This is a genomic window from Arthrobacter sp. zg.Y820 (assembly GCF_030125555.1).
Classification (GTDB): domain Bacteria; phylum Actinomycetota; class Actinomycetes; order Actinomycetales; family Micrococcaceae; genus Arthrobacter_B.
In genome coordinates this window covers 97419-123570 of sequence record NZ_JASKLX010000014.1, presented here as the reverse complement: position 1 = coordinate 123570, position 26152 = coordinate 97419, and the positions used below count along the sequence as shown (strand labels likewise).

Genomic DNA, 26152 nt, shown 5'->3' with positions numbered 1-26152 from the left:
AAGATAGGAGCATGAAGCCCCCTACAGCGCAGCATGAGGCGTGGATGGATCTTGCGCTTATCGAGGCCCGCGGAGCCTTGGCGACCCAAGACGTGCCGATCGGCGCCGTCGTCGTTGGTCCGGACGGAACGATAATCGGCACCGGACGCAATGAGCGCGAAGCCACCGGCGACCCCACGGCCCACGCCGAAGTGGTAGCCATCCGCGAAGCCGCAGCGGCCATCGGTGAGTGGCGGCTCGAGGGGTGCACTCTGGTGGTGACCCTGGAGCCCTGTGCCATGTGTGCCGGGGCGATTGTGCTGGCCCGCATTCCACGGGTGGTCTTCGGCGCCTGGGACGAGAAGGCCGGAGCCTCCGGATCGGTGTTCGACATTCTCCGTGAGCGCAGGCTGAATCACTGGGTGGAAGTTTTTCCCGAGGTCCGGAAAGCGGAGTGCGCGAAGCTGCTCACTGATTTTTTCGGCTCTCGGCGATCGGGCTGACACGGGCGGGTTCCGTACGTAGGCTTACTAACTCAGAACCCGATACCCCAAGGAGTTCACCAATGAGTGCAGATCAGGCAGGGCTGGATACAGTCGTCAAAATCCTTGAGCACGCCAAGATTGCCCAGCTGACGACCGTGGATCTTCAGGGCCATCTGGTGAGCCGTCCGCTGGAGCTGCAGGAAACGGATTCGGACGGCAACCTGTGGTTCTTCACCCAGGATCCCTCGCCCAAGGCGGACGAGATTCGGACCAACCCCAACGTGAACGTCTCCATCCATGATTCCAAGGGGTACCTCTCCATCAGCGGAACGGCGTCCATCACCAAGGATGAAGGCAAGATCGAAGAACTATGGAAGTCCACCGCTGCTGCCTGGTTCGAGGCGGGGCGGGAAGACCCGTCCATTGCGCTGATCAAGGTGGACTCGGACACCGCTGAATACTGGGCAACGGACGAGCCGCGGGTGGCAACGGCCTTCAAGATTGCCAAGAGCGCCGTCACCGGCGATACGCCCAACATCGGCAAGAACGACGTCGTCGATCTCTAGTCATCTCCGCCACCGCAGCGGGCGTGGATCCGCCCGTTTTGGGGCAGGGCGTTTTAGCCGGTAAGGTTGACGCGTTGGTGACGTGTCCGAGCGGCCGAAGGTGCAACACTCGAAATGTTGTTTGGTGAAAGCCAACGTGGGTTCAAATCCCACCGTCACCGCCACATGGAAAAGACCCCGCTTCCCTTGCAATCCAAGGGAAGCGGGGTCTTTTTCCTTGTCGTGAGTAAGTCCGGCGGTAACGCACCAGCAACAGGATTCTCAGAGCGGCCCTTGACGTCGCGCCTCGGCCGCCCGGACTGCGTCAGTATCTGCAGGCACCGAGCACTCAGCGGTCAGAGAAGTTTTTCGAGTAGGAGCATGGGCCTTAAAGGGGTTTGTGCGGGCTGTCAGCAGCCTCAGTCCTCGTTGGTTCCGGCTGCTTTGCCCTTCGACGAGCTGGCACCGGTTACTAGCGAATGCGCGGAGTAGATGCAGGGTTCGGTGACAGTCTCGAAATGAGTAGGTGCATGGCCAGGCCGTCATCACGACCCAGATGTTAGTGGACCATTGGTGATGCGGCGGTGACGGTGGGTCCAGTCGATCCCATCGTTACCGCAAGCTGAAACATGTACGCATGACAACTCTGGTCAATATCTGGAATGGGTCAATATCTGGAATGCGACCAGAAGGGCACGCGAAGCGTGCGTAATTTGAGTGCGTAGGGCTCGATGAGCCTGGCTCGGGCTTGCCGTCGAGTTCGGCATTGGCCCCAATCCGGCCTGAATTAGCCCGACTACGGCCCACAACCGGCCAGTATCTGCCCAGTGGGTATCTGGCTGGTCGGAACCAGCCCAAAAAGCCCACTTCCAACTCGGATGCGGGCTGAAAAGGGGCTTCGTCGAAGGCGGGCACTCAGGCCCGGGCAGAATTTGGCCGCGACCCGCCCGGTGGGCCGGAACTGATCAATTAGTTCTCCTGGGCCCGGATCATCGTGAACAGGAGCTCAGGCTGCTTGCCGGAGAAGGCCCCTCAACTCCTCGCGACAGCAGTCCGTCCAAGGCCTCCTCGAATGTCACGAGAGTCCATTTGTCCGGGGTCTCCGCCGTTGTGACCCGGCCAACTTGGATAATCTTTGGGCCCAGCGTGGCCACAGCAGCTGCAATGATATTTTTTGCGTTTCCCTTCGAGATTTGGCGTTTTGATCACCCATCCGGACGATGCCCCACATCCCCTGACTGACAGCCCAGCGGAAGGAACCGCTGCGGTAGGCGTGGTCTCCTGGATCCCAGCGTCCTTCGGGCAGCATCACCAGGTCCTGGGTGAAGCCGGCTGCGATGGCGGTAACCGATCCGGCTTCGGGACTGCTCTTCTTTGCCTTCCGCACCCAGGGGGCGACGTCCCAGGCGAAGTTGTGCACGGTGAAGGTGTGATTGCGGGGCTTGTCGCCGGCGCAGACCAGGCGCCACCAGATGGGCAGGTCCCTGCTCGCGTGCTGGATTGGGGCGGTGGGGTTGGGCAGCGCCATGGGATTCTGGTGTGGAGTCAGCGGAGACCGGTAGCTGATGGCCTTCTGCCCGGCATCCACGGGAGGGTCGCTCGGAGAGATGTCAGGAAGTGGCTGGTCGATATTGCCGTTTAGGAAGTGACGCAGCCCGTCCTGTAGGAAGAAAACAAATTCTTGGGCGATGACTTCGTCACCGCTCTCCAGGTGAACGTGGGCGCCTGTCCACTTCGGCTTGTCCTCGTTCTGCGGGTCGACCGGGGTAATGTCGCTGGGCTCGATCACGACAGCTCCGATTAAGCCGTGGTGCCGGTGATTGCGGATGTCACCCATATCGAACAGGTAGCAGGTTTGGCCTCGTTCGCGCCCGTCCTGATATGTGTCGAAAGCTAGGGCCGGATCCGCGTACCACCAATACTCCCGCCAGTTCGCGTCCCGGTGCCCTATGCCATGGTCAGTGCGGTGCACCACCACATTGACTGCGTCGTGTCCGCCGTGCACGACATGAGCAGCATCGTCCACGTCCAGGGCGGCTACGGTGCTGTCCTGGTTCAGCCCCACGTACGCGCCGTCGTCGCTCTGCACGTCGTAAAGCAGCAAGTTGGGGTGCAGGGAGACTCGAGGACTGACCGTTCGACGGTCCGGGTAACCCAGGTGGTCACGGTGCTCCACGGGCAGCCGCGGCGGGCTCACTTCCGGTCCGAAGTCCGGGAGCCGAGGATCTTTCGTGGCGAAGTCTTCGTCAGGGAGGTTCTCCTGCGGCAGCAGGAGCTCGTTGATGAGGGTGATCCTGATCCATTCCCCGGGATGTGCCCGCAGGACCAGCGGCTGGTCGGAACCGTCCACATCCACCGCCCGGAGATTGCCCGTCTCGCTTCCATCGTCCCTGGTCTCAGCGACGAACTCTTCGGCCGTACGGTAGATCAGGCCCCACGGGTCGGTCAGTGCTTGGCCAGCGTACTGGTGCTCGTGGCGCTGGGCGACTACCACGTACTCCCGCACCTTCCCAGCCGACCACGTTCCTCCGGGCACCCGGAAGGGACGTGTGGGCAGGAATCCGTTGGACTGGGAGAGGCGGAACTGATCCAGTGCCTCCTTCAGTTCCTGGTCGGTCGGAGGTGCAACGCGCCCGCCGCCGTCCTCCGTCCCGGGGACGACCTTGGTGATGCGCGGCAACGGGGGAAGTTCACGGAAGTTCTCCGAGCTGGGCTGGAGCGAACGGATCAGTCCCCAGCATCCCAGCCACAGGTCGTCCATGACAGTGAACTGCCACAGGTGGTCACCGACCCCGTACGGGCTCGTCGCCAGAGGCTTTCCGTCAGCTCCGATTTCCGGCGGGTTGATGTCCATGGTGAAGGCCTCGGAGATGCCCAGCGTCTGCTGGTTCACCCACGGCGACTGTGGGTTCTGCCAGTCCTTGCGCCATCGCATGCCGTTGAGCATGAAACTGTGCTGCTCTTCGTGGGAGCCCTGGAAAATCCGGATGCGCAGTCGTTCTCCTGGATAGGTGTAGATCACCGGTGTGTCGGGGTCACCCTTGTGCTTCGGCGGCACAGGCAGTGGCGGCGACATGTGCGGAGCCTGCACGTCGAGGACCTTTCGCTGCTCCTCGTCCTCGTTCTTCAGCGAGGAGCGGCTGGAGCTGAACCACTCGGAGGGGTCCTTGCCGCGGTATCGCATGGGGGTGCACCGGTAATTGACGCCCATAACACCGGGATCGTCATCACCGCCCAGCAGGTTCGGCTCATTCAGCGGATCATCCTCCGATTGAGGTTGAGCAGGGATGGGGTTCGGAGGACGATCGTCCTTCGGACGGTTCAGCGGCACAAAGTCCCCAAGGGCCAATCCAGCTTCCCGGAAGGGGTCCTTTAAAGCTACGTCCCCATCCCCGTTTGAAGTTCGCGGTATGATCACGGCCTGGGAGCCAACCCATGCGGGGGTGTGCCGGTCCGGTAGGTACCAGCGGGTGCCGTTGGGTTCGGCGATCAGGGCTGCGAACAGACCGCGCTTCTGCCGGAAGTTCGCCAGCAGGTGGTCGTGGAAAAAGCAGGGGCCGAACTCCTCATCCACCACCCACCGGTGCAAGGAAACATTTGCAGGGGGATTGTTGATCTTGCCGTCCGGGATGGCTTCGAGGGAACTGGCGCCGGAGAGGTAGTTCCAGCCGGTGGCCGAGCCGTCGGCAGCGAGCACATCGAACTTCACCAGGTGCACGTGCAGACCACATTCAACTGGGTGGCCGGGAAAGTCGAAGTGGTCGCCCTCGACGGTGCCCACCATGTTGCGCAGGCGCAGTTCCACGATGTCGCCGTGATTGGCCCGCGGGAAGAACGCGTCGGCCCCGCCTGCGTCTTCGGTTGCCGGGGGTTTGAAGGGCACTGGATCCCCAAGCCGGTGCCCGTCGTCGTCGAGACGGGTGACGGTGATTTCTTTGAGCTGATAGTGGTGTACGTGCGGGTCGTACCAGCCGGCGGAGTTGTAGATCATCCCCCGTTCCGCCATGTCGATCTCGTAGTGGATAATCCGTCGCTCGGGAACCTTCGCCTTGGTGTTCCAGTCCCGGGCGAGGCCGTCCAGATCGACGAAAAGAGCACCGGGTTGATCACCCGACCGGCAGTTGGGTGCGAAGGCCGCCCGTTCCTTGTCGGAACAATGCGGCATCTGCAGCAGCTGGCGTCGCCCGTTGACCGGGACGTTCCTCTCCGGGTCCTTCCCCGCCTCTACGTCTTCCTCGTGGGGTGAGGGCGGCGGCGGAGATTTGCGGGGGTAGGTGGCGTCGATGAACCACGGAAATCCGGGTTGTTCGGCGGTCGAGGGGTTGGGGTCACGTCCGGGCAATGGCTTCAGTTCGGGACAGGGAGTGCCGTCGGGGTAGGCCCGCTCCCCGTCGACCAGCCGGTCGAAGCTGCGCCACAGTCCCCACATGCCGTGGTGGAAGTGGGGGTAGAGGTGGCAGTGCCAGATGATGTCGCCCACCGCATGCTGGCGGCTGCCCGAGCCGTAGAGCGGGTCGATGGTCATGGCGGTCTGCGGACCGATGGACACCGAATCCAGCAGCTGGGAACCGTGGTGCTCGCCCATCTTCCACACGGAAGGCTCAGCGGTGTCCTGGGCGACGGCTCGCCACTGATGGACGTGCAGGTGGAAGACATGGGTCTCTTTGACCCCGGCGTGCACCAGCCGCACCCGGCTGGGGTCCCCGCGGTAGGTGCGCAGAATCGGCGTCACCGGTTCGCCGAACAGCCAGGAGCTGTGATGCTGCTCCTCGCCGGAGACGCGTTCGAGGAAATCGCCGTTCTTGTCTTTGGCCACCCAGAACTCTTCTCCGAGGGTTTCCTCATCGATCCTGATTTCAACGGCTGAGTGGTCGATCCTGTTCTTATCGGGTTCTGCCTTCGGCGCGCCTTTACGCAGGCGCCGGTGCAGCCGATAGGGAAGGCGGTTGTGCATGGGTTCAGCGCGGTAGGACAGGGGCATGGCCGAGTGGGGCAGGGGGTGGGGGATGCCGTTATGCGTCTCGGGTTCGTCGTGCATGAAGACGGTGAACTCGCGGAAACTGCAGTTGCCGGCGAATTGTTCCGGATTGTCCTTGGCATGGTGGAAGTCGACGAAATTGTCCTCCCGCCATTTCCGGCACCGGTTGCCCGCCTGGCAGTCCTCATGCTGCTCGTCGCGGCAGCCCTTTTGGAGAGCCACCACTTTCCCGTCCTTGAGGCGGTGTTCGTCGCGGGGCACGACGTCGGCGTAGAGCCCATCGGGGTGATCTGTGCCGTCGAGCCGTTCCCCCGTCTCAGGGTCGTACCACCTCGCCCCATCGGGCTCGACGACCAGAGCGGCGAACAATCCGTGGTTGTTGGTGCCACGGTCGGTTCCGCGGATGTCGCCCAGATCGTTGATCGGCCACACGCCCTCCCGGGCGCACAGCCAGCGGTACGTCATTTTAGATTGGTAGGGAACAGTGGTGGGGTCGTTGTCGCCTACGCGCGCCCCATCTCCGTACTGGACGCCTGAGCCGGTGCCGCGTCCCGGGACGGTGCCCCCGAGCCCGTCTCCTTGCACGTGCATGCCCACTTCGCGGCCGCGGATGCTGTTCTCGAAACGCACCTTAAGCTGCTCTCCCCGGCACGCCCGCAACACCAGCGGACGCACCAGTGGGATGGGCTTAAGCGGGTTGCACCGGTTGTAGGCCAGGGTTTGTTCACCTTTGCCGATCAGGTCAGGGCTGTGATCGTTGAACATCAACCGTTCGATGTCCTCGTCCCGCAGCTGAGACCCGGGACGCTGCCTCCGATACCAAGCCAACATCTCCGGCCACCCCTGGCGGATCCTTTCCAATTGCCCTTCGATAGCCCGCTCGGCCTCCTCGAGCTGCGCCAGCCACTCCCCCATGGTTTTCCTCAGGCCATGTTCGAAAACATCATGTTCATTCTCCGCCTGTTGCTCCTCTAGCCGCTCCGGATCCGGCGGGGCCTTCGAGGAGAGGCTGGTAATCCGCCCATCAGTCAGCTCCCGCAAAGCGGCAACCAGTTCGTCCACCGTGGCACGGTAGTTCTGGCGTATCGCACGATCATCCGGATCCAACCGGAGACCGCGGGCGTCCCGGTCTTCCCGGTCAAGAACCTCGGACTCGCCGCCGAAGTCCTTCAACAGATACTTATTCTTCTCCGGTCCTTCGGACAGGATCCGGCGCATCTTAAGGAGCCGCGGCACTGCGTACACCACGGTTTCCATGAGCTGGGTCTTGCGGTGCATCTTGGTCAGGTAGTCGCCGTTTTTCTCCCGTTGTTCCTTCACCCAATCCAGGAGGGGCTGGTACACGCGCAAGGTGTAGAGCAGACCGTTGGGATCGTGGTCGCCCTCGAGCGAGTAGACGATCGGGAAGGACATGGCCACAACGTGGTACGTGCGGAATTGGGTAGACGACATGTTGAACTCCGTGATCGAGCCGCTCAGCGGCAGAAAAGGTCACATCAAATGGGACCATGAAAGGCGGGAAGCAGCGCCGTAGCGGCTCCCAGAGCGATGAGGGCGAAACCGGTAGGCCATACCAAGCGCCGACCCCACGAGACGAGGCGTTCTGCGGCCATGACTACGCTCAACGCGACCATCGCAGGCAGTGCTGCGGTGCCGACGGTGAAGCAGATGAGCATCAGCGCCCAACAGCACCCGATGCATGACAGCGCGTATGCACCGGACAGGGCGAAAATCTCCGCGCTGGAAGAGCGCCGACCCTGCCAGTGCGCCAGCACGAAGCTGCGCGGGCTCCGGCAGCCGCGCAGGCACAAATCTTTCAGCGGGGTGAACTGATAGCCACCGGCCCCGATCAGCACGGCCCCTGTTACCCAACGGGGATCGATCGCCAGCCATCCGCTGGAAGCCAACGCCCGGACACCCAAATCGCCTGCGACGAGAACCGCCCCGATGACCATCCACGCCCCGATAAAGGTCATGGCGCTCCAGATGGTCAGACGCCACGGATCCGGACGGTGCGAGACCAGTCGTCGCACCGTCTGCAGCAGCGGGAGTGCTGGCGGAAGCATCATGGCAACCACCATGAATCCCCAGCCGCCCAGGGCTACTGCACCACCCACCAGAGCAGGAGGAATCACGAACGCGGCCGTACCACCATGCTGAGCGTGTGTTTCCGCGGCTAGCCCAGGGGCGAGCACTTCAGAGGTCACCGTGTGGCCTTCCGGCCCGTGGCCCCCGGGCCCGTGGGTCAACAGCAGGACCCCCCAGGCCATCGCCGCCATCACGATCGTGCTCAAAACAAGGAGGTTCATGTCGAGGGGGCGGCTCGCCCCGGACTGGTGGGGCGCCGCCGGGGAGGTAGGGGTCATGATGCTGGTGCTTCTTCACCAGGCATGCCGGTGCGCACGCCCGCGGGAGCTTGCTGGGCTGCGGGGTGGCGGTAGTGAAAGGTGCCGCGCATGCCCGAGCGGCCCTTGACGTTGATGTTGCCTCCGGGCAGGGCACCGACGTTGATGATTAGCTCATCCCCCGCCTGGGCAGTCACCGGGTTCTGGGCCTGTAGCTCGTAGGTGAGCGCGGTGTTGGACAGCTCCAGCGGCTGACTCTTAGCGTTCTCGGCCGCGTCAAACCGCTCCGGCTGCCCTGTCGCGTGAATCAACAGGTCTTGAAGGGGTTCCGCTTGCGGTTCCTGCGGGTTTATTCGGGTACGGGTGACTGTAGCCGTCCAGCGGTGTTCGTCCTTGTCCGCGCGGCCGTCCTTATCGAACTTGAAGGAGATACTGGCCCGCTCGGCCCCGACCACCGTTCCGCTCATCTCGGCCAGCTCAGCCAGCGGGCCTATGCCCCCTCCCTTCTTGGTGGGGTGTTCGGCGAAGGTGCCCCGCAAGGCCTTAAAAAGCTCCTCATCCGTGGTTTCCGTGTTCTTGCACTTCGAAACGTCGATGTAGATCATCGAAGTGGCCGGTGCTGAACTGCCGCGACGGTTGCCCGCGTGGATCGCGACACTGACGACCTTGCACCCAGTGACGACGAGGCCATCGATCTCCGACTCGGTGCCGTCCCCGGTAAACTCCCACAAGACGAACCCGGTGCAGTGTCCCTCCACAGGGTCGTCGTCCACCCAGCAGGGGCAGATGACAGTGCAGTCGCAGGCCTCAAGAAAGTTACCTGTCAGTGTGTATTCCATGACGGTCCTCTGATTCTTGGATGTTGAGACAGCGCCCGGCAGGATCCGGTCAGGCCACGATCCGGACAATCGCTGTGCTGGTGCCGCCAGCGGCGGAGACGACCGTGACCGTGGACGGCGGTGCATCGAGAGCAAAGACTCCGACCGGGCCGGACAGCCCGCCACGCCCTGTGACAGTTAGTGCCGGGGCGCCGCTCTGATCACTGGAGATTGCACTCACGGTGAGCGTCTGGTTGGTGCTGTCATAGTCGGCCTGCGTGATCGCCACCGCATCGGTGACCCCCACGGTTACCGGCAGAGCAACAGGATCAGTCCGGTTGGTCACGGTGACCTGCGTCGGAACCGTGCTGCCCGCAGATATGCGGGAGAGGTAGTTGGGGGTATTCCCACCCTGCAGGGGCGTCTCCGGACCACCTCCAAGTGATACTCCGAGCTGCTGTCCGGGAACGGATCGGGCGAACACCTCCACCATCACCACCCCATCCGCCGCTCGGCGGTAGACCGCGCGGGTGATCTCCACCCCATGGATCGTGGCGATCCGGCCCTGCAGCACGAATTGGTCCGTATAGACCTTGTCCGGGTTCCCAGGATCATTCGGATCTGGATCAGCCCCAGCTGTCCCCGCCCCGGGGCCTTCCACCAGGACGAAGTTAGTGTTGAACGGGCTGCCCGTGATCGTGTGCTCTGTGGCGCCGTCACCGATGTAGCCCTCGGGCAGAGCGGGATCGGGCATCCACTGCAGGAAGGGGGCGATCTGCCCGCCCAGAGCCCCGGTAAAATCCAACGGTGCCAGGCCGATGTCCTCCGTCGCAGTCACTCGACCCCGCTCATCGGTGGTGACCTGAACCGTGCCGTACGGGTGCGTGAGCGTGTACGTCGTCTCCGGGCGTCCGTCGCGGACCCGGAACCGGATGCGTCCGAAGACGATCTGCTCGCCGTCCACCACGTCTTCCGTAGCAAAAGTAGCCTCCAAGGCGAGGACCACCCTCACTTCCCCGTCCTGCCCTCCTCCGCCCAGAGGTAGCTCCGCCTCCGCCGTCATGTAGAAGGATTCGCCTGGGAAGTTAGCGATGCCTCGCAGAGTTCCGCTTTCATTCAGGTCAGCGATGATCGGGGTTCTCGGGTCATCGCGCTGCCAGGCCAGATCCAGACGCGTACCCGTAACGTCTTCGTACCACAGTGGATAGCCCGTCCGGGGATCAATAGGTCCTACATCACTTAAACGCTGCACATTCCCCGGCACCGCACACCCCACGATCGCACAAGAATCTACAAGAGGTATATGCAAATAAACATAGAGTGAGTACGGCCCGTGACCTGCTGTAACGCAGTCACAGTGACATAAACACTGGACAGTAATCGCGCTGCTGGAGAAAGCTTCGATTACTAGCAGGTGCCAAAAATAGCATCACAAGGAAGCGGTTTCAAGGCTCGTCGCATTTAAGGGTGTAGGCGTGGTTGAAGCCGCTTGGTTTCAGGAGTGAACGGAGCCCGCCTGGAAGACAGTCGGTTGAAGAGGTTCGCCGAGGTGGGGAAGTTTGCCGCCCAACCCCTCGGCTTAGCGGACCCCGAAGCATTCCGGGCAGTAGCCAAGATTCTCGATTAGGCCTCTTCGCCAGCGGCTGGCAGGGTCACTGGGTTTCGGCGCAGCGAGCGCCTGTTGCTCAGGGATGATGGACAAGGGCCTCGGGCTACTGCGCTTCGATCCGGCCCGACGAGGCCGGGTGCGGGCGCACCGAACGCCCCGGGCCGCCCACCGTCAGGTGTAGAAGAATCGCACGGCGTGAAAGAAGACCGGTGCCGCAAAGCAGAGCGAGTCCAGGCGGTCCATGATGCCGCCGTGACCGGGGATGGTGGAGCCGAAGTCCTTGATGCCGCGGTCGCGCTTAATGGCAGACATCACCAGCCCTCCGGCGAAACCCATCACACAGGAGATGAAGGCCAGGAGCGCGGCCATCAACGGGGTGAACGGCGTGACCCACCACAGGGCAGCCCCCAGGGCGGTGGCCGAAAGCACTCCCCCGATGAACCCTTCCCACGTCTTGTTGGGACTCACGCTCGGCGCGATCGGGTGCTTCCCGAGCGTCTTGCCCCACACATACTGCAGCACATCGGAGCCCTGCACCACGATCAGCAGGAACAGCAGCAGATGCGCGCCGGTTGCCCCACCGGTCCCAGGCGCCGAGCCTTCGGCCGCATCCCGGCCTGCCTCCATGGCTAACGGAAGTTGCAGGAGCGCCGGGGCGTAACTGATGGCGTAGACGCATACCATCAGCGCCCACTGAATGGCCGCGGTTCGCTGCAGGAACCCGGTGGTCTGCCCGGCGAGTGCGTTGCGCGCCGGCAGGAAGAGGAAGGCGTACACCGGGATGAACACGCTGAACATGCCGTACCAGTGCTCCCACAAGAACCAGTAGTGCGCCGCGGGGATGATGAACACCAGCCACACGAGCACTTTGTGATCTCCGCGCCCGGTCGGCGAGATGGTGATGAACTCGCGCAGTGCCAGAAGTGACAGCAGCAGAAACAGCAAAATTGTCACCGTCTCGCCGGCTGCCAGGACAGCACCTATCAGTGCGACCATCAACCACCAGGCGTTGATGCGCTGCTTCAGGTTCACAATGGTGCTCGTGGGGCCCAATCGGCGGCCCAGAAGCCACGCGATCACGGTGGCTAAGGCTAGAACAACGACGACGCCGCCGAGGAGTTTCAGGGACGACGCGTCCAACAAACCCAGTTCCCAGTCGCTCACAGGTTGTCCTGCCGGTCCTGGCAACGAGGGGCCGGGACGCCGTCGTCCTGTCCGGGGATATCTGCAGATTGCGGGTCTGGATGCTCAGTCAGGCCTTCCACGAGAACCTGCCGGGCGCGGGCCAGGAAGGTCTGCCTGTCCTCATCGGGATCCAGATGGAGGGGCTCGCAGAAGATGACAGTCGAGAGGTGAGGCACCGGGATCACCTCACCTTTGGGGAGGATCCGTCCGAGGTTGGCGAGCGTCACGGGGACTACGGGTACCTCAGGGTGGAGACGCGCCAGTTTGTACAGTCCGCCGTGAAACTGGGCGATCGTTTCGCCGTCGCCGCGGGTGCCTTCAGGGAAGATAATCAGCGAATCACCGGCGGCCAGCACCTCGGCCATGCCCTCCACCTGGCCCTTGGGGCTGACCCCCGAGTCCGACGTGCGCTGCCGGCGGCTGCTGGAGCCGTGGCGTTCGACCAAATAGGCGTTGAAGATCTTTTCGGCAAAAGCCTTACGCACCCCGGAGCCCCAGTAGTCCTTGGCAGCCACCGGGCGGGCGCGTTGCTGAAGCTCTGCCGGCAGTGCGGCCCAAATGGTGAGGAAGTCCAGATGGCTCGAATGGTTCGCGTAATAGATGGCCTGCTCGGGTAAATCCAGTTCAGATTCTCCGGCTGCAGTCACCACGCGCACACCGGCGAAGGCGCTGATAAGTTTCGCGAGGCTGCGCCGGGACGCCCTGCCGACGTTCATGATGGCAAGTCCTTGCTGCGGGCATGCAGCGCAGCGCTGACACGGCGCAATCGGCGAGTACAGGTGAGCAGGGAGCCCAACGCGATGAGCGCCAGCGTGCCGAACAGCGCCCACCCTTCCGACCAGGGAAGCCATGGTTCGGCGATGGCCACCAGGACGCCGATCATCAGCAACCACATGCGGTGCGGTTTGGCCAAGGGCCCGTCAAAGAAGTATCCCGTGCCGAGGGCTGCTCCGAGGCAGCGGATGTAGGCAGTGAGGACGGCGAGTATCGCCGCAAGGAATCCCAGCGTCATCCCGAAATCGACTCGGTCGGCGGTCACCAGCCCGGCGGTGGCGATGCCTGCTGCCCCCAGGAACAGAACATCGGAGATCCGATCAGGCAATTCATTGTAGATATCACCCACCGGTGAGCTCATACCCTTTTCTACGGCCAGCATTCCGTCGAGCATGTTCAACAACAAACGCAGCGGTATACAGGCAGCAGCCGCGGCCAGAAGGACAGCACGAATTATGGCGTCGTCGGTATGCGCCGACCAGATCAGCGCAGCGGCGCCCACTGCGGCGAACACCACTGAACCGACCGAGATCTGATTGGGGGTGAGTTTCGCCGCCGCAAGCATATCTGCAGATTTTGCCGCCCACCGGCTGCCGCGCTGCGGAATTTCCCGCCTGTCCGTTCCGTGGCTCATATGGAATGTCCGTTCATTTGGCCCTTTGGTGCAACTCATACGCTAGTGCGAGCCGAGCGGCGGAAATGGCAGTAACCCGCGATCAATTACAGTGTAAGCATGAGGCGCAAATCACCCTTCAGGAACGCCCTGCGGGACCACGGAATCGCCGGCGCCTGGGGCTTCGCAGAAGCGACGTTCTTCTTTGTGGTCCCCGATGTGTGGACATCCTGGGTGGGGCTGCGCCGACCGAAACGCGCGCTCGGCACCACGGTCTCAGCCCTCGGCGGCGCACTGGCCGGAGGGGCAGCGACGTACTGGTGGGGCCTCAAGGTAGCCGCAAATACCTCGCGTAAGGCGTTGGTGAAAGTTCCGGCGGTCACGGATGCCATGATCAGCGAGGTGGAGCAGGAGATCGCCGAGTCCGGGGCCGCTTCTTTGCTGCGGGGCCCCACCCGCGGAGTTCCGTACAAGCTCTACGCGCGGGCTGCCGGGCTGCAGCGGACCTCGCTCGTGGCGTTCCTCGCCTGGAGTGTGCCCGGCCGGATGATCCGGTTCATGGTGGTGACGGTGGCAGTATCCGGGATTGCCGCTATGGTTCGCCGCAGGTTCCCTGGCGTCTCTGAACGGCGCATCTCGACCGTGTTCTGGATCTGCTGGGGTGCGTTCTACGCGGTATTCATTCCACTGGCGTCCCGTCGCGGGTCACATCCTTAGCCGCTGAACCCCCGACCCCGGGTGGTGCAGTCATTCCTTGCACTGAACGTCAGTAACCGAAGTCCGGCGTCGCGGCTTCGACGCGGACCGGCCAGCAGCCTGTGGCTTGGTGATAATCGATGGCCCGCAGTAATGGCTTCATGTCATAAGCATCGATATTCAGGCTGAGCTTGACGCCGTGAATGGATTTAACCGTCAAGAACCGCTGCCCTTTCAGCGTCTGCAAATGATAGTGCTGGATTTCGCTGTAGGGGATTTTGCGTTCCTTGCCGAGCACGCTGCGAAAAACCACTTCATAGGCGTAGGTGACCACGTAAAAGTTGCGGTACATCGCCACGAAGGCCATTCCGCCGGCAATTATTGCCACCGAAGCAATCCCAGCCCCCAGGGGGCCCTCGGGCGAGGCGAAGCCCACCAGACCCATGAGGAGACCCACGCAGACAAAGAGCCACCCGACAAATGCCACCACCTTGGGCATCCGGACCCGTTCCGGGTGCTCCCTGGACCGGTTGGGGTGCTTCCGTGCCCACCGGGCAACCGCTGCAATGGCAAGCGTCGTGACTGTCGTCAGAATAATTCGCAGGAGGAGCGCTGGAGACATTGGTGTTGGTCTGCCTATCGTGGCTGCATGCTGGACTCGGGTAAATGCTGGACTCGGGAAGCTTGGGCTTTGTGTTGGCGCAATAGATGACATTATCTCCGGCAATTCCGGCGCAGGAACGGCAGGGTGGAGTTCCGCCCCCGCCCAGCCCCGCTGCGCCGCGATGCCGGCCCACACCGATCCGCGGAGCACCGGACCGGATTGCGCCTAGAATCCTGTTCCCAGTATCGGCTCCGGGGCTTATTCTGGGCCGCAGACCGGCAACCACGGATTGCCGGCGCAAGCGACGGAGGCCGCAATGTCTGTGCGCATACTCAGAGCCGATGGACCCGCTGAAGAGCTCGACGACAACGAAGAGCTGAGGTACTGCTATCAGGTGACCCAGGGCGGAACTCTGGTCGTTCTTGAAGCGGTGGATGAGAACCGCTGGCTGGTTCGGAAGGAAATATCGGCCTGGCGATGGAACGAGGTATCCGGACGGAGATACATCGGGGACACCGGAATTGTGGGCGGGGTCGAAGGCGGAAAAGCTGAGGGGCGGCCCAAGACCAAGCTCCCGCCGCAGCGGGTCTAATCCGGTTTCAATTCGGCAGCGCGCGGCTCGCAACCGGGTCGCAGCCGGGTCGCAACCGCCGGCTCGCAACCGGGTCGCAGCCAAGTCACAGCCGGACGTAGGCCCAGCCTTCCCACTGTCTGCGGGCCAGATGTGCGACGGCGGCATCCACTGTTTCCACGCCGCGGTGCAGTTCATCTTTGTGGACGTCGGCACGGCTCATGCTGTTTTCACAGGCGAGGACGTGAATGTCGCCCGACAGGGCAGCATCCAGAACACTCGGGTCTCCGATCCCCAGCCGCAGCAGCCGAACTCCGAATCCTTGAACCACCACTTCGAGGGGCCGTTCGGACCCCAGGGCACTGCGGGCACGAACTGCGCTGCGCAGCAGCCCGGCCAGCCAGGTTCCGCTGTCCGGACCGGAGCCGTGGATTACCAGGCCCGGCAGTCCCGGGTTCGGCGGCCCCTGGTTCAGCGCCCCCTGGTTGGGCAGGGGAGCCTCCGGCCGGGAGTTCTGACTGTGCGCATCTTTTGGTTCCATCCGTCCAGTTTCCCCCTGCCCGCCGGCAGGTGACAGGGCGGACGCGGCCGGCCGCCGCCGTCGTCGGCGAAGTCCCTAGGAACCCCAGAAACGCTTAACCGCGTCAGCCAGGCTCCTCCCCTGTTCCTGTCCGGCCAGAGCCGCGGGACGTCGTGTGGACCGGAGCAGCATGTTGGTTCCGAAGGCCGCCAGGCTGGCGTCGTCGGCCTCGATCAGGAACGTGTCTGTGCGGCCCTCCAGGCTTGCCAGCACCTGGGGCAGCGTGGGCCCGAACGGACTCTCCGGAGCCTCCGGAGCGCAGGAAAGAACCAGAACCTTGCCGCAGTCGGCGGCCAGGTCCGCGTTGGTGGCGGAGCGCATGCCGCCATCCATATAAGGGGCGCCGGCGATGGTGACCGGCGGCCATGCGCCCGGAACACTGCAGCTGGCCGCCACGGCCAGGGCCAGTTCGGCACGGGACGAGGCGTCGAAAATCGTGAACGCGCCGTCGTCGGCGTTGACTGCCGTCACCTTCAGCGCCTTGGAAGGCCAGTCCTGAGACGGAAGCAGCGACCGAATGGTGCGCACCCAGGCTTCCTCGGAAAGCCCCTTGCCTGCGGTACGTGCTTCCTTGCCCAGCCTCGCTCTCGCCTCCTGTTCCCCTCCGGGTCCGCGGGCGGCGTCGGCCATCATGTTCAGAAACTGCTCAGTGCTGAAATGGGAAAGCTCCCCCTGCTCCATATCGGTTTCCGCCGGATCATCCTTCCGCAGCTGGGCTTCCAGCATGTGCCGCACGACGCCGAACCGCAGCACAGTCCCGACGACGGATCCAGCGGAAGTGCCGATCACCAGATCGGCGTCGTTCAGGTCGATGCCGTGCTCGAGCAGGGCAGTGAGGACCCCCATCTCCCAGGCGATGCCCGCCACTCCCCCGCCGCCAAGAACCACTGCACGCGTCTCATTCGTCTTTGTCATGCCGGCAGTCTAAACCTGAGCCGGTTTTCCGGGTTCCGGGGCGGGGGTATTCAATGGAGGCATGGCATTGCGCGTATTGATGGTTGGCCGGAAGCACGAAGACTGGGTCGTTGACGGTATCCGCCGCTATGAGAAGAGGCTGAAAAAACCCTTCGACCTGACCTGGGTCTCGATTCCTCATTCTGCCCGCGAGGGAGACGCCGCCCGCAAGGAGGAATCCGAACGTTTGCTGGCGAAGCTCGGCAGCGACTACGTCATTCTGCTTGATGAACGGGGCAAGGCAATTACCTCTCCGGCCTTGGCGAAAACGCTGCAGAAACCCCTGGACAACTCCCGCAATGTCACGCTGATCATTGGCGGCGCCTACGGCGTGGATGAGAGCGTGCATGCCCGCGCCGATTTCATCTGGTCGCTGTCCCCTTTGGTTTTCCCGCATCAGCTGGTGCGTCTGATTCTTGCCGAACAGATCTACCGGGCGCAGGAAATCGCCGGCGGACGCCCCTACCACCACGAGTAGCAGCCGGCACGGGAGAAGCGCCCTTCCCCGGTACAGTGGAAGCGCTGTCTTTACCCTTTTGACCCCCCAAACCCTTGGCTGCGGGCCTGGCCCCCGCACTGTTTCCGCGCTTTTGCGCCCGAAAGGTCCAACACCATGCGTCAGCGCTTCGTCCGTTCCCTGACTGCTGCCGGGGCCACCGCCGCCCTTATGGCTGCCGGCATTGGTACGGCATCCGCCCACGTCCACGTTCATCCGGATTCCACGGAGGCCGGCGAGTCTGCGCTGCTCACCTTTGAGACCTCCCACGGCTGCAAGGGTTCGCCGACGACGGCGATCACCGTCACCCTCCCGGATCAGATCACCGATGCAACCCCCACCGCCCATCCCGGGTGGAAGATCAGCAAGGTCACCGAGGACTTCGCCGAACCGCGGGTGCTGGACAACGGCACGAGCATCGCTTCACGGACGAGCCAAGTGGTCTTCACCGCGGTTGAACCCCTGCCCGACGGAGTCCGGGACACCTTCCAGCTGACCGTCAAGCTTCCGGATGCTGCGGGAGAAACACTGGCCTTCCCCGTGCTCCAGTCCTGCGCGGAGGGTGAAACGGATTGGGCCCAGCTTCCGGCAGAGGGCCAGTCCGACGCCGACCTCGAGTCGCCGGCTCCGATGCTCACCGTCTCCGGGGAATCCGGCGGATCCGGGGCGCATGGCGAATCCGGGGATTCTGGCGCTGAAGGCTCCTCGGGCGGTTCCCAGGGCGGCGAGGACAGCACCTCTGACGTCGACGACCGGGACGATGCCGTGGATGAGGACGATGTGGAAACTGCGGCAATCGCCGGCTTCGCAGGTCTGGGTGCCGGAGTTCTCGGACTGATCCTGGGGGCGGTGGCGCTGTTCCGCACGCGGAAAGCGTAACGTTTGCGGCGTCATTTGGCGTGCCGCTGGCGGGGCGAAATTGCTTCTGCCCACCGTTGCCGCGAGGGTGAGGCTATGAACATGCAGCCGTGGAAGTCCTCGTCAGTATCAGCGTTGGCCCTTGGTGCCATCTTGGCCCTCACCGGCTGTGGCTCCGGCGGGGAGGAGAGCGCGGCGTCTGTGTCGCCGTCGTCGTCCGCGCCCGCCAGCACCTCGCCGAGCGCCCCCGCCAGCGCCTCCACCGCCCCGAGCGCCCCGGAAAGCTCCGCCCCCGGCACTGCGGCGCCGACGGCGTCGTCGGCTGCTGCGGTTCCGGAATCCCCTGCCGGTCCCGGCTCGTGTGCCGCCGCTGATCTGGCGGGGTCAATCGAAGACACTATTGGGGGTGGAGCTGCCGGCAGTGTTTACCGCACGCTGGTGCTGACCAACATGTCTGAGGCAGCGTGCACTGCCGCGCCCGGTTATCCGGGTGTTTCCTACCTCGATGCAGCGGGTGAGCAAATCGGAGCAGCAGCTGTCCGGGCAGACGGATCTGCCGGCGGAGCTGTTGTCGGAGGTGCGCAGGTCCTGGAGCCGGGCCAGTCAGCTGTTGCGGAACTGCGCGAGACCCGCGCGGAAAACTACGGCGCAGATTGTGTGGCGCATCCGGCAACACAGCTGCTCGTATATCCGCCGGAGGATCTTGAATCGGTGAGCATCCAGCACGAGGTTGTCGCCTGCGAAAACCCCAATGTTGAGCTGCTGAGCGTCGGTCCTCTGCAGAAGCGGTAAGTTCAGGCGCGGGCTTGCGCTGGCAGAGGTTGGGCCGGGCGCCGGCTGGCGTTGGTTCTGCGCCGAAGGCGTCAGGCCCGCTGGGTTTTTTGATCGGATTGGCGTCAGGCCCACTGGGTTCGGGCGCGGGCTGGTTGGGCAGTGGCCGGAATGGCTCCTCTGCCCGCTGATGACTCCGTCCATTCCTCCACAGCTGCCTTCGCGAAGATACTTCTCCACAAATGAAAAGGTCTTCCAGACTGAACCCATCGATTCCGAAATAATTGGTTCATGGAGACAGTTGCCGGGATGAAAGCATCCGCCGAACCGAGATCAGCCGGTGCGGTTCCCCTTAACACTGCCTTCGGAGACGTTACGCAGGCAGCCGGCGTTGCCGAGACAGACCGAGCCTTGGGAGCAGTCGATGCCGCCTCCGCCGGCACATCTGCAGCCAGTAACTTCACCAGTGTCGGTGGCTTCCTTGCTTCCGTAGCGAAAGCCAGCGAGCACCTCGATGATCTTCGCCGCCATGCCCTACGGGCGACCGCGCTGATAAGCACCGGACAAGCAGCCGCCCTGGCTGCAGATGTTGAAGCGATGTCGCGCACGGTGGACTATCTGCAGATTGTTTGCGCCCAAGCCTTGGAGACACACCGGGTTACCGAAGCCTTCGGTGCCAACAGCCCGGTTATGCCCGCACCCGCCCCTGGCCAGCCCGCATGGAACAACACCTGGGCACAGCCGGCGGACTTCTGCGCGGAATCCGGTACGGAGCAGGCGGCCGGAAAAGTCCGCAGGGAGTTCCGCAGTACTGCCGACTACATGCGGTGCCGCCTCCGCATCAACCGCGCCGAAGCCCAAAGGCGCCTGAGGCTGGCTGCCAGTCTCTTGCCGTCGGTCAGCGCCAGCGGGCAACCTGTTCCAGCCGCTCTGCCGGCGCTCGCGGAAGCCACGGCCTGCGGCGTTATCTCCTCAGCCGGCGCCATGGTTGTCGCGAATGCCGTTGATGAGATCCGGCATCGCACGGAGGCCTCTGTCGCCTCAGCCATTGAGGCGGACCTCTCTGCCCTGGCTGCCCGCCAAGACGGAGACTTCCTTGTCCGGGCGGCCCGCCGATGGGTGCTGCTGGTTGACCAGGACGGCGCCGAACCCACGGACGAGGAATTGCGCCGCTTCCAAGGGGTATTTTCCGGACGGAAGAAGAACGGACTCAACCATCTGAATATCTACTGCACCGATGACCAGCACGAAACGCTGCTGACCGTGATGAATGCCGCTGCAGGGCCGCGGGCAGCGGATGGCTCTGCACCGGACCCAGCAATCGCCGGGTCTGCCGAACGCGGGGATGGAACACCACCTGACCCGGCCACTGCTTCCCGCTTGAACCGTAGTACCCGGCCGCAGCGCCTGCTCGGAGGGCTCGTGGACGCAGCGAAAGCTGCCCTCTCGACCGGCGGCGTCCCCGCCTCCGGAGGAACCCGGCCGCAGGTGCTGGTCACGATCGATTCGGCATCTCTGTTGCAGAAATTCGATTTCGGATCGGTACTCAAACCCATGGACGGCCCGGAGCCCGCCAGTCATTCAGTGCGGCCGGGAAACTTTGCGTTCTCCGGACCTGTTCCGGCAGCTGCCGTCCGAAAACTCGCTTGTGATGCTGACCTGTTGCCCGTCGTCCTGTCCGGTGAAGGCAGAATTCTGGACATTGGCCGGGCACAGCGGCTCTTCCCGCCGCACCTGCGAAAAGCCCTCCACGCCAGAGACGGGGGCTGTGCTTTTCCGGGCTGCACAATTCCCGGACCATGGACAGAAGCACACCATATTCGTTACTGGAATGTCGGCGGACCGACATCAGCAGACAACGGGGTACTGCTGTGCTCACATCACCACCACGAGGTGCATAAGGAGAACTGGCGCATCGAGGTGAAGTCGGGCGTGCCATGGTTCGTCCCGCCGTCGTACGTGGACCCGGATCGGATTCCCCTGCGGAACACCTTTTTCCGTGCTGACCCAGGCTCCGGCTCGGGCTCCATGCAACGGCGGATGGACACGGCCCGGATATCTCGAGGGCCGGCCCTCTAACTGCGGGATCAGGTAACTGCGGGGATCAGCCCTCCGGGATTCGGCCTCCAGCCAAACCTCGCGCCCATGGGTCAAAAGTGTCAGGGCCGTGCGGAACAATGGTTCTCATGACATCGGGAGCTTCGGTGCTGCAGAAGTTCACCCCCGCCACCAGGGAGTGGTTCGAGGGTGCTTTTGATGCGCCCACACCTGCGCAAACCGGAGCGTGGGAGGCCATCTCCGAGGGGTCGAATGCGCTGGTCGTTGCACCGACAGGTTCGGGAAAGACGCTGGCGGCATTTCTCTGGGCCCTGGACAGTTTCATTGCATCAGCCGCCGGAACCGCCGCCGCGGCTGATGCGACAGCAGTTACCGCTACAACAACGGCTCCAGCTCCAGACGGAAAGTCCGCGAAAGTACCCGGACGCAAAAGAACTGCTGAGCCCAAGCGCAAGACCAAGGTTCTGTACATCTCGCCGTTGAAGGCGCTTGGCGTCGACGTGGAACGGAACCTGCGCTCTCCCCTGATCGGCATCACCCAAACCGCCAAACGTCTGGGCCTGCCCACACCGGGCATCACCGTGGGAGTCCGTTCCGGAGACACCCCCCAGAACGAACGCAGGACCCTGCTGACCCGCCCGCCGGACATCCTCATCACCACTCCGGAATCCCTGTTCCTTATGCTGACATCACGGGCACGGGAAACGCTGGCGGAAGTGGAGACCGTCATCGTCGACGAGGTGCATGCCGTCGCCGGAACCAAGCGGGGCGCACATCTGGCGGTAACTCTCGCCCGGCTGGACGCAATGCTGGACAAACCGGTCCAGCGCATCGGACTGTCCGCGACGGTGGAACCCCACGAAACCGTCGCCCGCTTCCTGGGCGGAAATGCACCGGTCCACATCGTCGCACCGTCCTCCACGAAATCGTGGAACCTGACCGTGACTGTTCCGGTGGAAGACATGTCGGACCTGGGCGGGGCGCCTGCAGCCGAAGACACCGTTGAGGGAGGATACGCGCCGCAGGCCAGCATCTGGCCCCATGTCGAGGAAAAGATCGTGGACCTCGTCGAGGCCAACCGCTCCACCATCGTGTTCGCCAATTCCCGGCGGCTGGCCGAGCGGTTGACCGCAAGACTGAACGAAATTCACGCGTTCCGGAAGGAGGCGGCGGCACTGTCGGAAGCGGCGGCCGCTGCCACCGGGACCGACGGCATGACCGGGACCAACCGGAATGACGGCACCCGGAGCGCGGCACCATCCGCGACTCGTCCCCCCGCACAGCTGATGGCGCAGGCCGGAGTGTCCATCCGCTACCGCGACCCGGAACCCCAGACAGAGACGGATGAGAATAACCTCCTGCTGGCCCGCGCCCATCACGGCTCGGTTTCGAAAGACCAGCGCGCCCTGATCGAAGACGACCTCAAATCCGGACGACTGCGCTGCGTGGTGGCGACCAGCTCACTGGAACTGGGCATCGACATGGGTGCCGTGGACCTGGTGATCCAGGTCGAATCCCCACCTTCGGTGGCCAGCGGGCTGCAGCGTGTCGGCCGCGCAGGACACCAGGTGGGAGAAACATCCCAAGGCGTCATGTTTCCGAAGCACCGCGGAGACCTGCTCAATTCCGCTGTTGTTGCCGAACGCATGCTTGCCGGACAGATCGAGCCTCTGTCGATCCCCTCCAATCCCCTGGACATCCTCGCCCAGCAGACCGTGGCGGCAGCTGCTCTCGGGTCGATCGATGTGGAGGAATGGTTCGACGTCGTCCGCCGGTCCGCACCCTTCGCCGGGCTGCCGCGCTCGGCCTTCGATGCCACCCTGGATCTGCTGGCCGGACGGTATCCCTCCGACGAGTTCGCGGAACTGCGACCGCGCATTGTCTGGGACCGCACCGAAGGCACCATCACCGGACGCCCCGGAGCGCAGCGGCTGGCGGTGACCTCCGGCGGAACCATCCCGGACCGCGGCCTGTTCGGCGTTTATCTGGTCGGTGACTCCGAGGGCAAAAACAGCCGGCGCGTCGGAGAGCTCGACGAGGAAATGGTCTACGAATCCCGGGTCGGCGACATTTTCGCCCTGGGCGCCACGAGCTGGCGGATCGAGGACATCACCCATGATCGGGTGCTGGTCTCCCCCGCCTTCGGGCAGCCCGGAAAGCTGCCCTTCTGGCGCGGAGATTCCCTGGGCCGGCCGGTCGAGTTGGGCCGGGCCCTCGGCGCCTTCGTCCGGGAGATGTCCGGCAGCGACGATGCGAAAGCCCGGGAGCGCCTCGCCGCCGTCGGGCTCGATGAGTGGGCGGCCGGAAACCTCATCACCTACCTGCGTGATCAGCAGCAGGCCACCGACGTGGTGCCGAATGACCGGACGCTGGTGGTGGAGCGTTTCCACGACGAACTCGGAGACTGGCGGGTTGTCCTGCACAGCCCGTACGGAATGCCGGTCCATGCCCCTTGGGCTCTGGCTGTGGGGGCAAGACTGCATCAGCGGTACGGGCTGGACGGCTCGGCGATGGCGTCCGACGACGGCATCGTGCTGCGGGTGCCGCTCATGGAGGACGAACCTCCGGGGGCGGAACTGTTCCTCTTCGAGGCGGACGAACTCGAATCGATAGTCACGGCAGAGGTCGGCGGATCGGCCCTGTTCGCTTCACGGTTCCGTGAATGCGCCGCACGGGCACTGCTGCTGCCGCGGCAGAATCCCGGGAAGCGCAGTCCGCTGTGGCAGCAGCGGCAGCGGTCGGCACAGCTGCTGGACGTCGCGAAGAAGTACCCGACCTTTCCCATCGTGCTCGAAACGGTGCGTGAATGCCTGCAGGACGTCTATGACCTGCCCGCTTTGAAGGACATCGCCGCCGGAATCGAGCGGCGCGAAATCCGCTTGGTGGAAACCACCACCCCCTCGCCGTCGCCCTTTGCCCGGTCGCTGCTCTTCGGCTACATCGGCGCGTTCCTGTACGAGGGAGACTCGCCGCTGGCGGAACGCCGCGCTGCGGCCCTGTCGCTGGATCCGACGCTGCTCAACGAACTGCTCGGCCGGGCAGAACTGCGCGAGCTCCTCGATGCGCGCATCATCGCGCAGGTTGAGCGTGAGCTGCAGCGCCTGGCAGCAGACCGCCGTGTCCGGGGAATTGAAGGAGTCGCTGATCTGCTCCGGCTGCTGGGACCGCTCACGGTATCCGAAACGGCAGCCCGGCTGCAGCCACCGGCAGCCGACAGCAGTCCCGCACAGCATGATCCCGCCGCACAGAACGACGACGGCGCCACGTCAGCGGCGCTCACGACAGGGCCGGGACACGGGGCGTCAGCAAAGCAGGCCGTCCCGCAGGACCACAACACGCCAGCTGAGCACACGGAACCCGCCCACTCTGCCAATCCGGAGTATGCGTCCGAGCTCCTTGAGGAGCTGGTCCGTTCGAACCGTGCCCTCAAGGTGGGCGTCGCCGGACTGTCCCGCTATGCGGCGATCGAGGATGCGGCCCGACTGCGCGATGCCCTGGGCGTTCCGCTGCCCATGGGTGTTCCGCTGGCCTTCATTGAGCCCGTCGCCGATCCCCTGGGCGACCTCGTCGGCCGGTACGCCCGCACGCACGGGCCGTTCACCGCCGCGGAAGCCGCCGCGAGGCTGGGGCTGGGCGTCGCCGTCGTCACCGGAACGCTTCAGCGGCTCGCCGGCGAAGGCCGGGTGGTGGAAGGCGAGTTCCGGCCGGCGGAAACCTCCATTCTGGACGCCGCAGCGGGAGTCGACAGCACGCCGGGTGCGGTGCTCACCGTGCCCGGCATCCCCGCCGGAACCGAATGGTGCGACGCCGACGTGCTGCGCCGCCTGCGCCGCCGGTCGCTGGCCGCGCTGCGGTCGGAAGTGGAGCCGGTGGATCCGGCGACGTACGCCAGATTCCTGCCGGTGTGGCAAAACATCGGCTCTTCCCTGCGCGGGCTCGACGGCGTTGCCACCGTGATCGACCAGCTCTCCGGAGTGCCCATCCCGGCATCGGCATGGGAACCGCTCATTCTGGGCTCCCGGGTCCGGAACTACACTCCGTCAATGCTGGACGAACTCACTGCCACCGGAGAAGTCCTCTGGTCCGGAACCGGCGCACTGCCCGGCAACGACGGCTGGATTGCTCTGCACCTTGCCGAAAACGCACCCCTGACCCTGAATCCCGCAGATGATTTTGACCCCTCTGACCTGCAGCTGCAGCTGCTGAACCTCCTGTCCGGAGGCGGAGCCTATTTCTTCCGCCAATTGGTGGATGCCCTGGCGGCTCAGGGTTCGCAGTCCTCCGATGCCAATGTCATCGGTGCCCTGTGGGATTTGGTCTGGTCCGGGCGGATCACCAATGACACCTTCACTCCGGTCCGCTCCCTGCTCTCCGGCGGCAAGACGGCGCACAAACAGCGGGCCGCCACTCCGCGGGCCCGCACCGCGCGGCTGGGCAGGATCGGCCGCGCTCCCGGCGCGTCCCTCACCGGAGGGTCGATGCGCCTGGCCGCCGGCAGCCAGCCCGCTGCCCTGCGGAACGCACCGCAGCTGGTCGCCGGGCGCTGGAGCATGCTGCCTCCGGTCGAATCTGACACCACCATCCACGCGCATGCAACAGCCGAGCTGCTGATGGACCGCTATGGCATCCTCACCCGCGGTTCTGTCGCCAGCGAGGGAACACCCGGCGGCTTCGGCCTGCTGTACAAGGTGCTGGCACGACTTGAGGAGATGGGCCGCTGCCGGCGCGGATACTTCATCGAACAACTTGGAGCCGCGCAGTTTGCCGTTCCAGCCACTGTCGACCGGCTGCGGTCCTTTTCCGAGGACGCACAGCTGAGGAAGCCGGAACCGACGGCTGTGGCGCTGGCTGCCACGGATCCGGCGAATCCGTACGGCGCAGCGCTGCCCTGGCCCGCGCTCGACGGCGGACACCGGCCCGGCCGGAAAGCCGGTGCCCTGGTAGTGCTGGTGGACGGAGATTTGACCATCTATGCCGAACGCGGAGGGAAAACCCTGCTCTCCTTCACCGAGGATCCTGCTGCCCTTGAGCTCTCCGCCGAGGCTTTGGTGGGTATTATCCGCAGGGGTGCCGCGGAAAAGATGGCTATAGAGAAAGTCAACGGGGTGGACATCCTGGACACGGACGCTGCCCGTGCCCTCACGCACGCCGGTTTTTACACGACGCCGAAGGGGCTGCGCTACCGTGTCTGATTCACCGTCGGATTCACCGCGACCACTAACCGGCGCGGCCG

The 26152-nt window shown here is 64.2% G+C and carries 20 protein-coding genes and 1 tRNA gene; 10 read left to right on the top strand and 11 right to left on the bottom strand.

Features of this window, described 5'->3' with window-relative positions:
• The first annotated feature begins 11 nt into the window (after positions 1 to 11).
• From tadA to QNN99_RS16030, 3 genes are all read left to right on the top strand, one after another.
• Positions 12 to 482 carry a tRNA adenosine(34) deaminase TadA gene (gene tadA / locus QNN99_RS16040; protein WP_229967945.1) on the top strand — a complete coding sequence of 157 codons (471 nt, stop codon included), beginning with the start codon at positions 12 to 14 and terminating at the stop codon, positions 480 to 482.
• A 62-nt stretch (positions 483 to 544) separates the two neighbouring features.
• Entirely contained in the window at positions 545 to 1030 is a 486-nt protein-coding gene (locus QNN99_RS16035; RefSeq protein WP_229967943.1) for a pyridoxamine 5'-phosphate oxidase family protein, read from the top strand.
• Positions 1031 to 1106: 76 nt separating this feature from the next.
• A tRNA-Ser gene (locus QNN99_RS16030) sits at positions 1107 to 1194 on the top strand.
• An 890-nt stretch (positions 1195 to 2084) separates the two neighbouring features.
• Here QNN99_RS16030 and QNN99_RS16025 read toward each other — a convergent pair.
• From QNN99_RS16025 to QNN99_RS15995, 7 genes are all read right to left on the bottom strand, one after another.
• Positions 2085 to 7439, bottom strand: a complete 5355-nt coding sequence (locus tag QNN99_RS16025; RefSeq protein ID WP_229967940.1) for a multicopper oxidase domain-containing protein — start codon at positions 7437 to 7439, stop codon at positions 2085 to 2087.
• A 44-nt stretch (positions 7440 to 7483) separates the two neighbouring features.
• Entirely contained in the window at positions 7484 to 8281 is a 798-nt protein-coding gene (locus tag QNN99_RS16020; protein ID WP_229967938.1) for a DUF2182 domain-containing protein, read from the bottom strand.
• A 68-nt stretch (positions 8282 to 8349) separates the two neighbouring features.
• On the bottom strand, positions 8350 to 9171 hold the full coding sequence (locus QNN99_RS16015) for a DUF1326 domain-containing protein (protein ID WP_229967936.1): 822 nt from the start codon (positions 9169 to 9171) through the stop codon (positions 8350 to 8352).
• Positions 9172 to 9220: 49 nt separating this feature from the next.
• The gene (locus QNN99_RS16010) at positions 9221 to 10162 is read right to left on the bottom strand and encodes a hypothetical protein (RefSeq protein WP_229967934.1); all 942 of its coding nucleotides are present in this window, start codon (positions 10160 to 10162) and stop codon (positions 9221 to 9223) included.
• Between the two features lie 768 nt (positions 10163 to 10930).
• Entirely contained in the window at positions 10931 to 11923 is a 993-nt protein-coding gene (locus QNN99_RS16005) for a phosphatidate cytidylyltransferase (RefSeq protein ID WP_229967932.1), read from the bottom strand.
• A complete protein-coding gene (locus QNN99_RS16000) occupies positions 11920 to 12660 on the bottom strand; it encodes a lysophospholipid acyltransferase family protein (protein WP_229967930.1) in 741 nt (246 codons plus the stop codon). Before QNN99_RS16000 ends, QNN99_RS16005 begins: the two co-directional genes overlap by 4 nt.
• Entirely contained in the window at positions 12657 to 13352 is a 696-nt protein-coding gene (locus tag QNN99_RS15995) for a CDP-alcohol phosphatidyltransferase family protein (RefSeq protein ID WP_229967928.1), read from the bottom strand. The genes QNN99_RS16000 and QNN99_RS15995 overlap by 4 nt, the downstream gene beginning before the upstream one ends.
• A gap of 99 nt (positions 13353 to 13451) precedes the next feature.
• Between QNN99_RS15995 and QNN99_RS15990 the strand changes: the two genes are divergently transcribed.
• Entirely contained in the window at positions 13452 to 14048 is a 597-nt protein-coding gene (locus QNN99_RS15990; protein ID WP_229967926.1) for a hypothetical protein, read from the top strand.
• A 49-nt stretch (positions 14049 to 14097) separates the two neighbouring features.
• Here QNN99_RS15990 and QNN99_RS15985 read toward each other — a convergent pair whose 3' ends face one another.
• Positions 14098 to 14526 (bottom strand): hypothetical protein, encoded by a 429-nt coding sequence (locus QNN99_RS15985; RefSeq protein ID WP_229967924.1) that lies wholly within the window; start codon positions 14524 to 14526, stop codon positions 14098 to 14100.
• A 421-nt stretch (positions 14527 to 14947) separates the two neighbouring features.
• Here QNN99_RS15985 and QNN99_RS15980 point away from each other — a divergent pair, with 421 nt between their 5' ends.
• The gene (locus QNN99_RS15980) at positions 14948 to 15223 is read left to right on the top strand and encodes a hypothetical protein (RefSeq protein WP_229967922.1); all 276 of its coding nucleotides are present in this window, start codon (positions 14948 to 14950) and stop codon (positions 15221 to 15223) included.
• 85 nt (positions 15224 to 15308) lie between these two features.
• On the opposite strand, the gene QNN99_RS15975 is transcribed toward QNN99_RS15980, so the two are convergent.
• Both QNN99_RS15975 and QNN99_RS15970 read right to left on the bottom strand, forming a co-directional pair.
• Positions 15309 to 15743 carry a DsrE family protein gene (locus tag QNN99_RS15975; RefSeq protein WP_229967920.1) on the bottom strand — a complete coding sequence of 145 codons (435 nt, stop codon included), beginning with the start codon at positions 15741 to 15743 and terminating at the stop codon, positions 15309 to 15311.
• A 75-nt stretch (positions 15744 to 15818) separates the two neighbouring features.
• Entirely contained in the window at positions 15819 to 16697 is an 879-nt protein-coding gene (locus QNN99_RS15970) for a patatin-like phospholipase family protein (protein ID WP_229967918.1), read from the bottom strand.
• 61 nt (positions 16698 to 16758) lie between these two features.
• Here QNN99_RS15970 and QNN99_RS15965 point away from each other — a divergent pair, with 61 nt between their 5' ends.
• On the top strand, positions 16759 to 17214 hold the full coding sequence (locus QNN99_RS15965) for a 23S rRNA (pseudouridine(1915)-N(3))-methyltransferase RlmH (protein WP_229967916.1): 456 nt from the start codon (positions 16759 to 16761) through the stop codon (positions 17212 to 17214).
• Positions 17215 to 17349: 135 nt separating this feature from the next.
• Positions 17350 to 18111, top strand: coding sequence for a YcnI family protein (locus QNN99_RS15960; protein WP_229967914.1), 762 nt, complete (start codon positions 17350 to 17352; stop codon positions 18109 to 18111).
• Between the two features lie 11 nt (positions 18112 to 18122).
• Here the strand turns inward: QNN99_RS15960 and QNN99_RS15955 are convergent, their stop codons facing one another.
• Complete coding sequence (locus QNN99_RS15955; RefSeq protein WP_229968007.1) at positions 18123 to 18488, bottom strand: hypothetical protein; 366 nt, start codon at positions 18486 to 18488, stop codon at positions 18123 to 18125.
• Between QNN99_RS15955 and QNN99_RS15950 the strand changes: the two genes are divergently transcribed.
• The 3 genes from QNN99_RS15950 to QNN99_RS15940 all read left to right on the top strand — a co-directional run bounded on the left by QNN99_RS15950 (position 18466) and on the right by QNN99_RS15940 (position 26111).
• A complete protein-coding gene (locus tag QNN99_RS15950) occupies positions 18466 to 18882 on the top strand; it encodes a DUF4232 domain-containing protein (protein ID WP_229968005.1) in 417 nt (138 codons plus the stop codon). The two genes, QNN99_RS15955 and QNN99_RS15950, sit on opposite strands and share 23 nt — an antisense overlap.
• Before the next feature lie 390 nt (positions 18883 to 19272).
• A complete protein-coding gene (locus QNN99_RS15945; RefSeq protein WP_229967912.1) occupies positions 19273 to 20940 on the top strand; it encodes an HNH endonuclease signature motif containing protein in 1668 nt (555 codons plus the stop codon).
• A 107-nt stretch (positions 20941 to 21047) separates the two neighbouring features.
• The gene (locus QNN99_RS15940) at positions 21048 to 26111 is read left to right on the top strand and encodes an Lhr family ATP-dependent helicase (protein WP_229967910.1); all 5064 of its coding nucleotides are present in this window, start codon (positions 21048 to 21050) and stop codon (positions 26109 to 26111) included.
• Positions 26112 to 26152 lie beyond the last annotated feature (41 nt).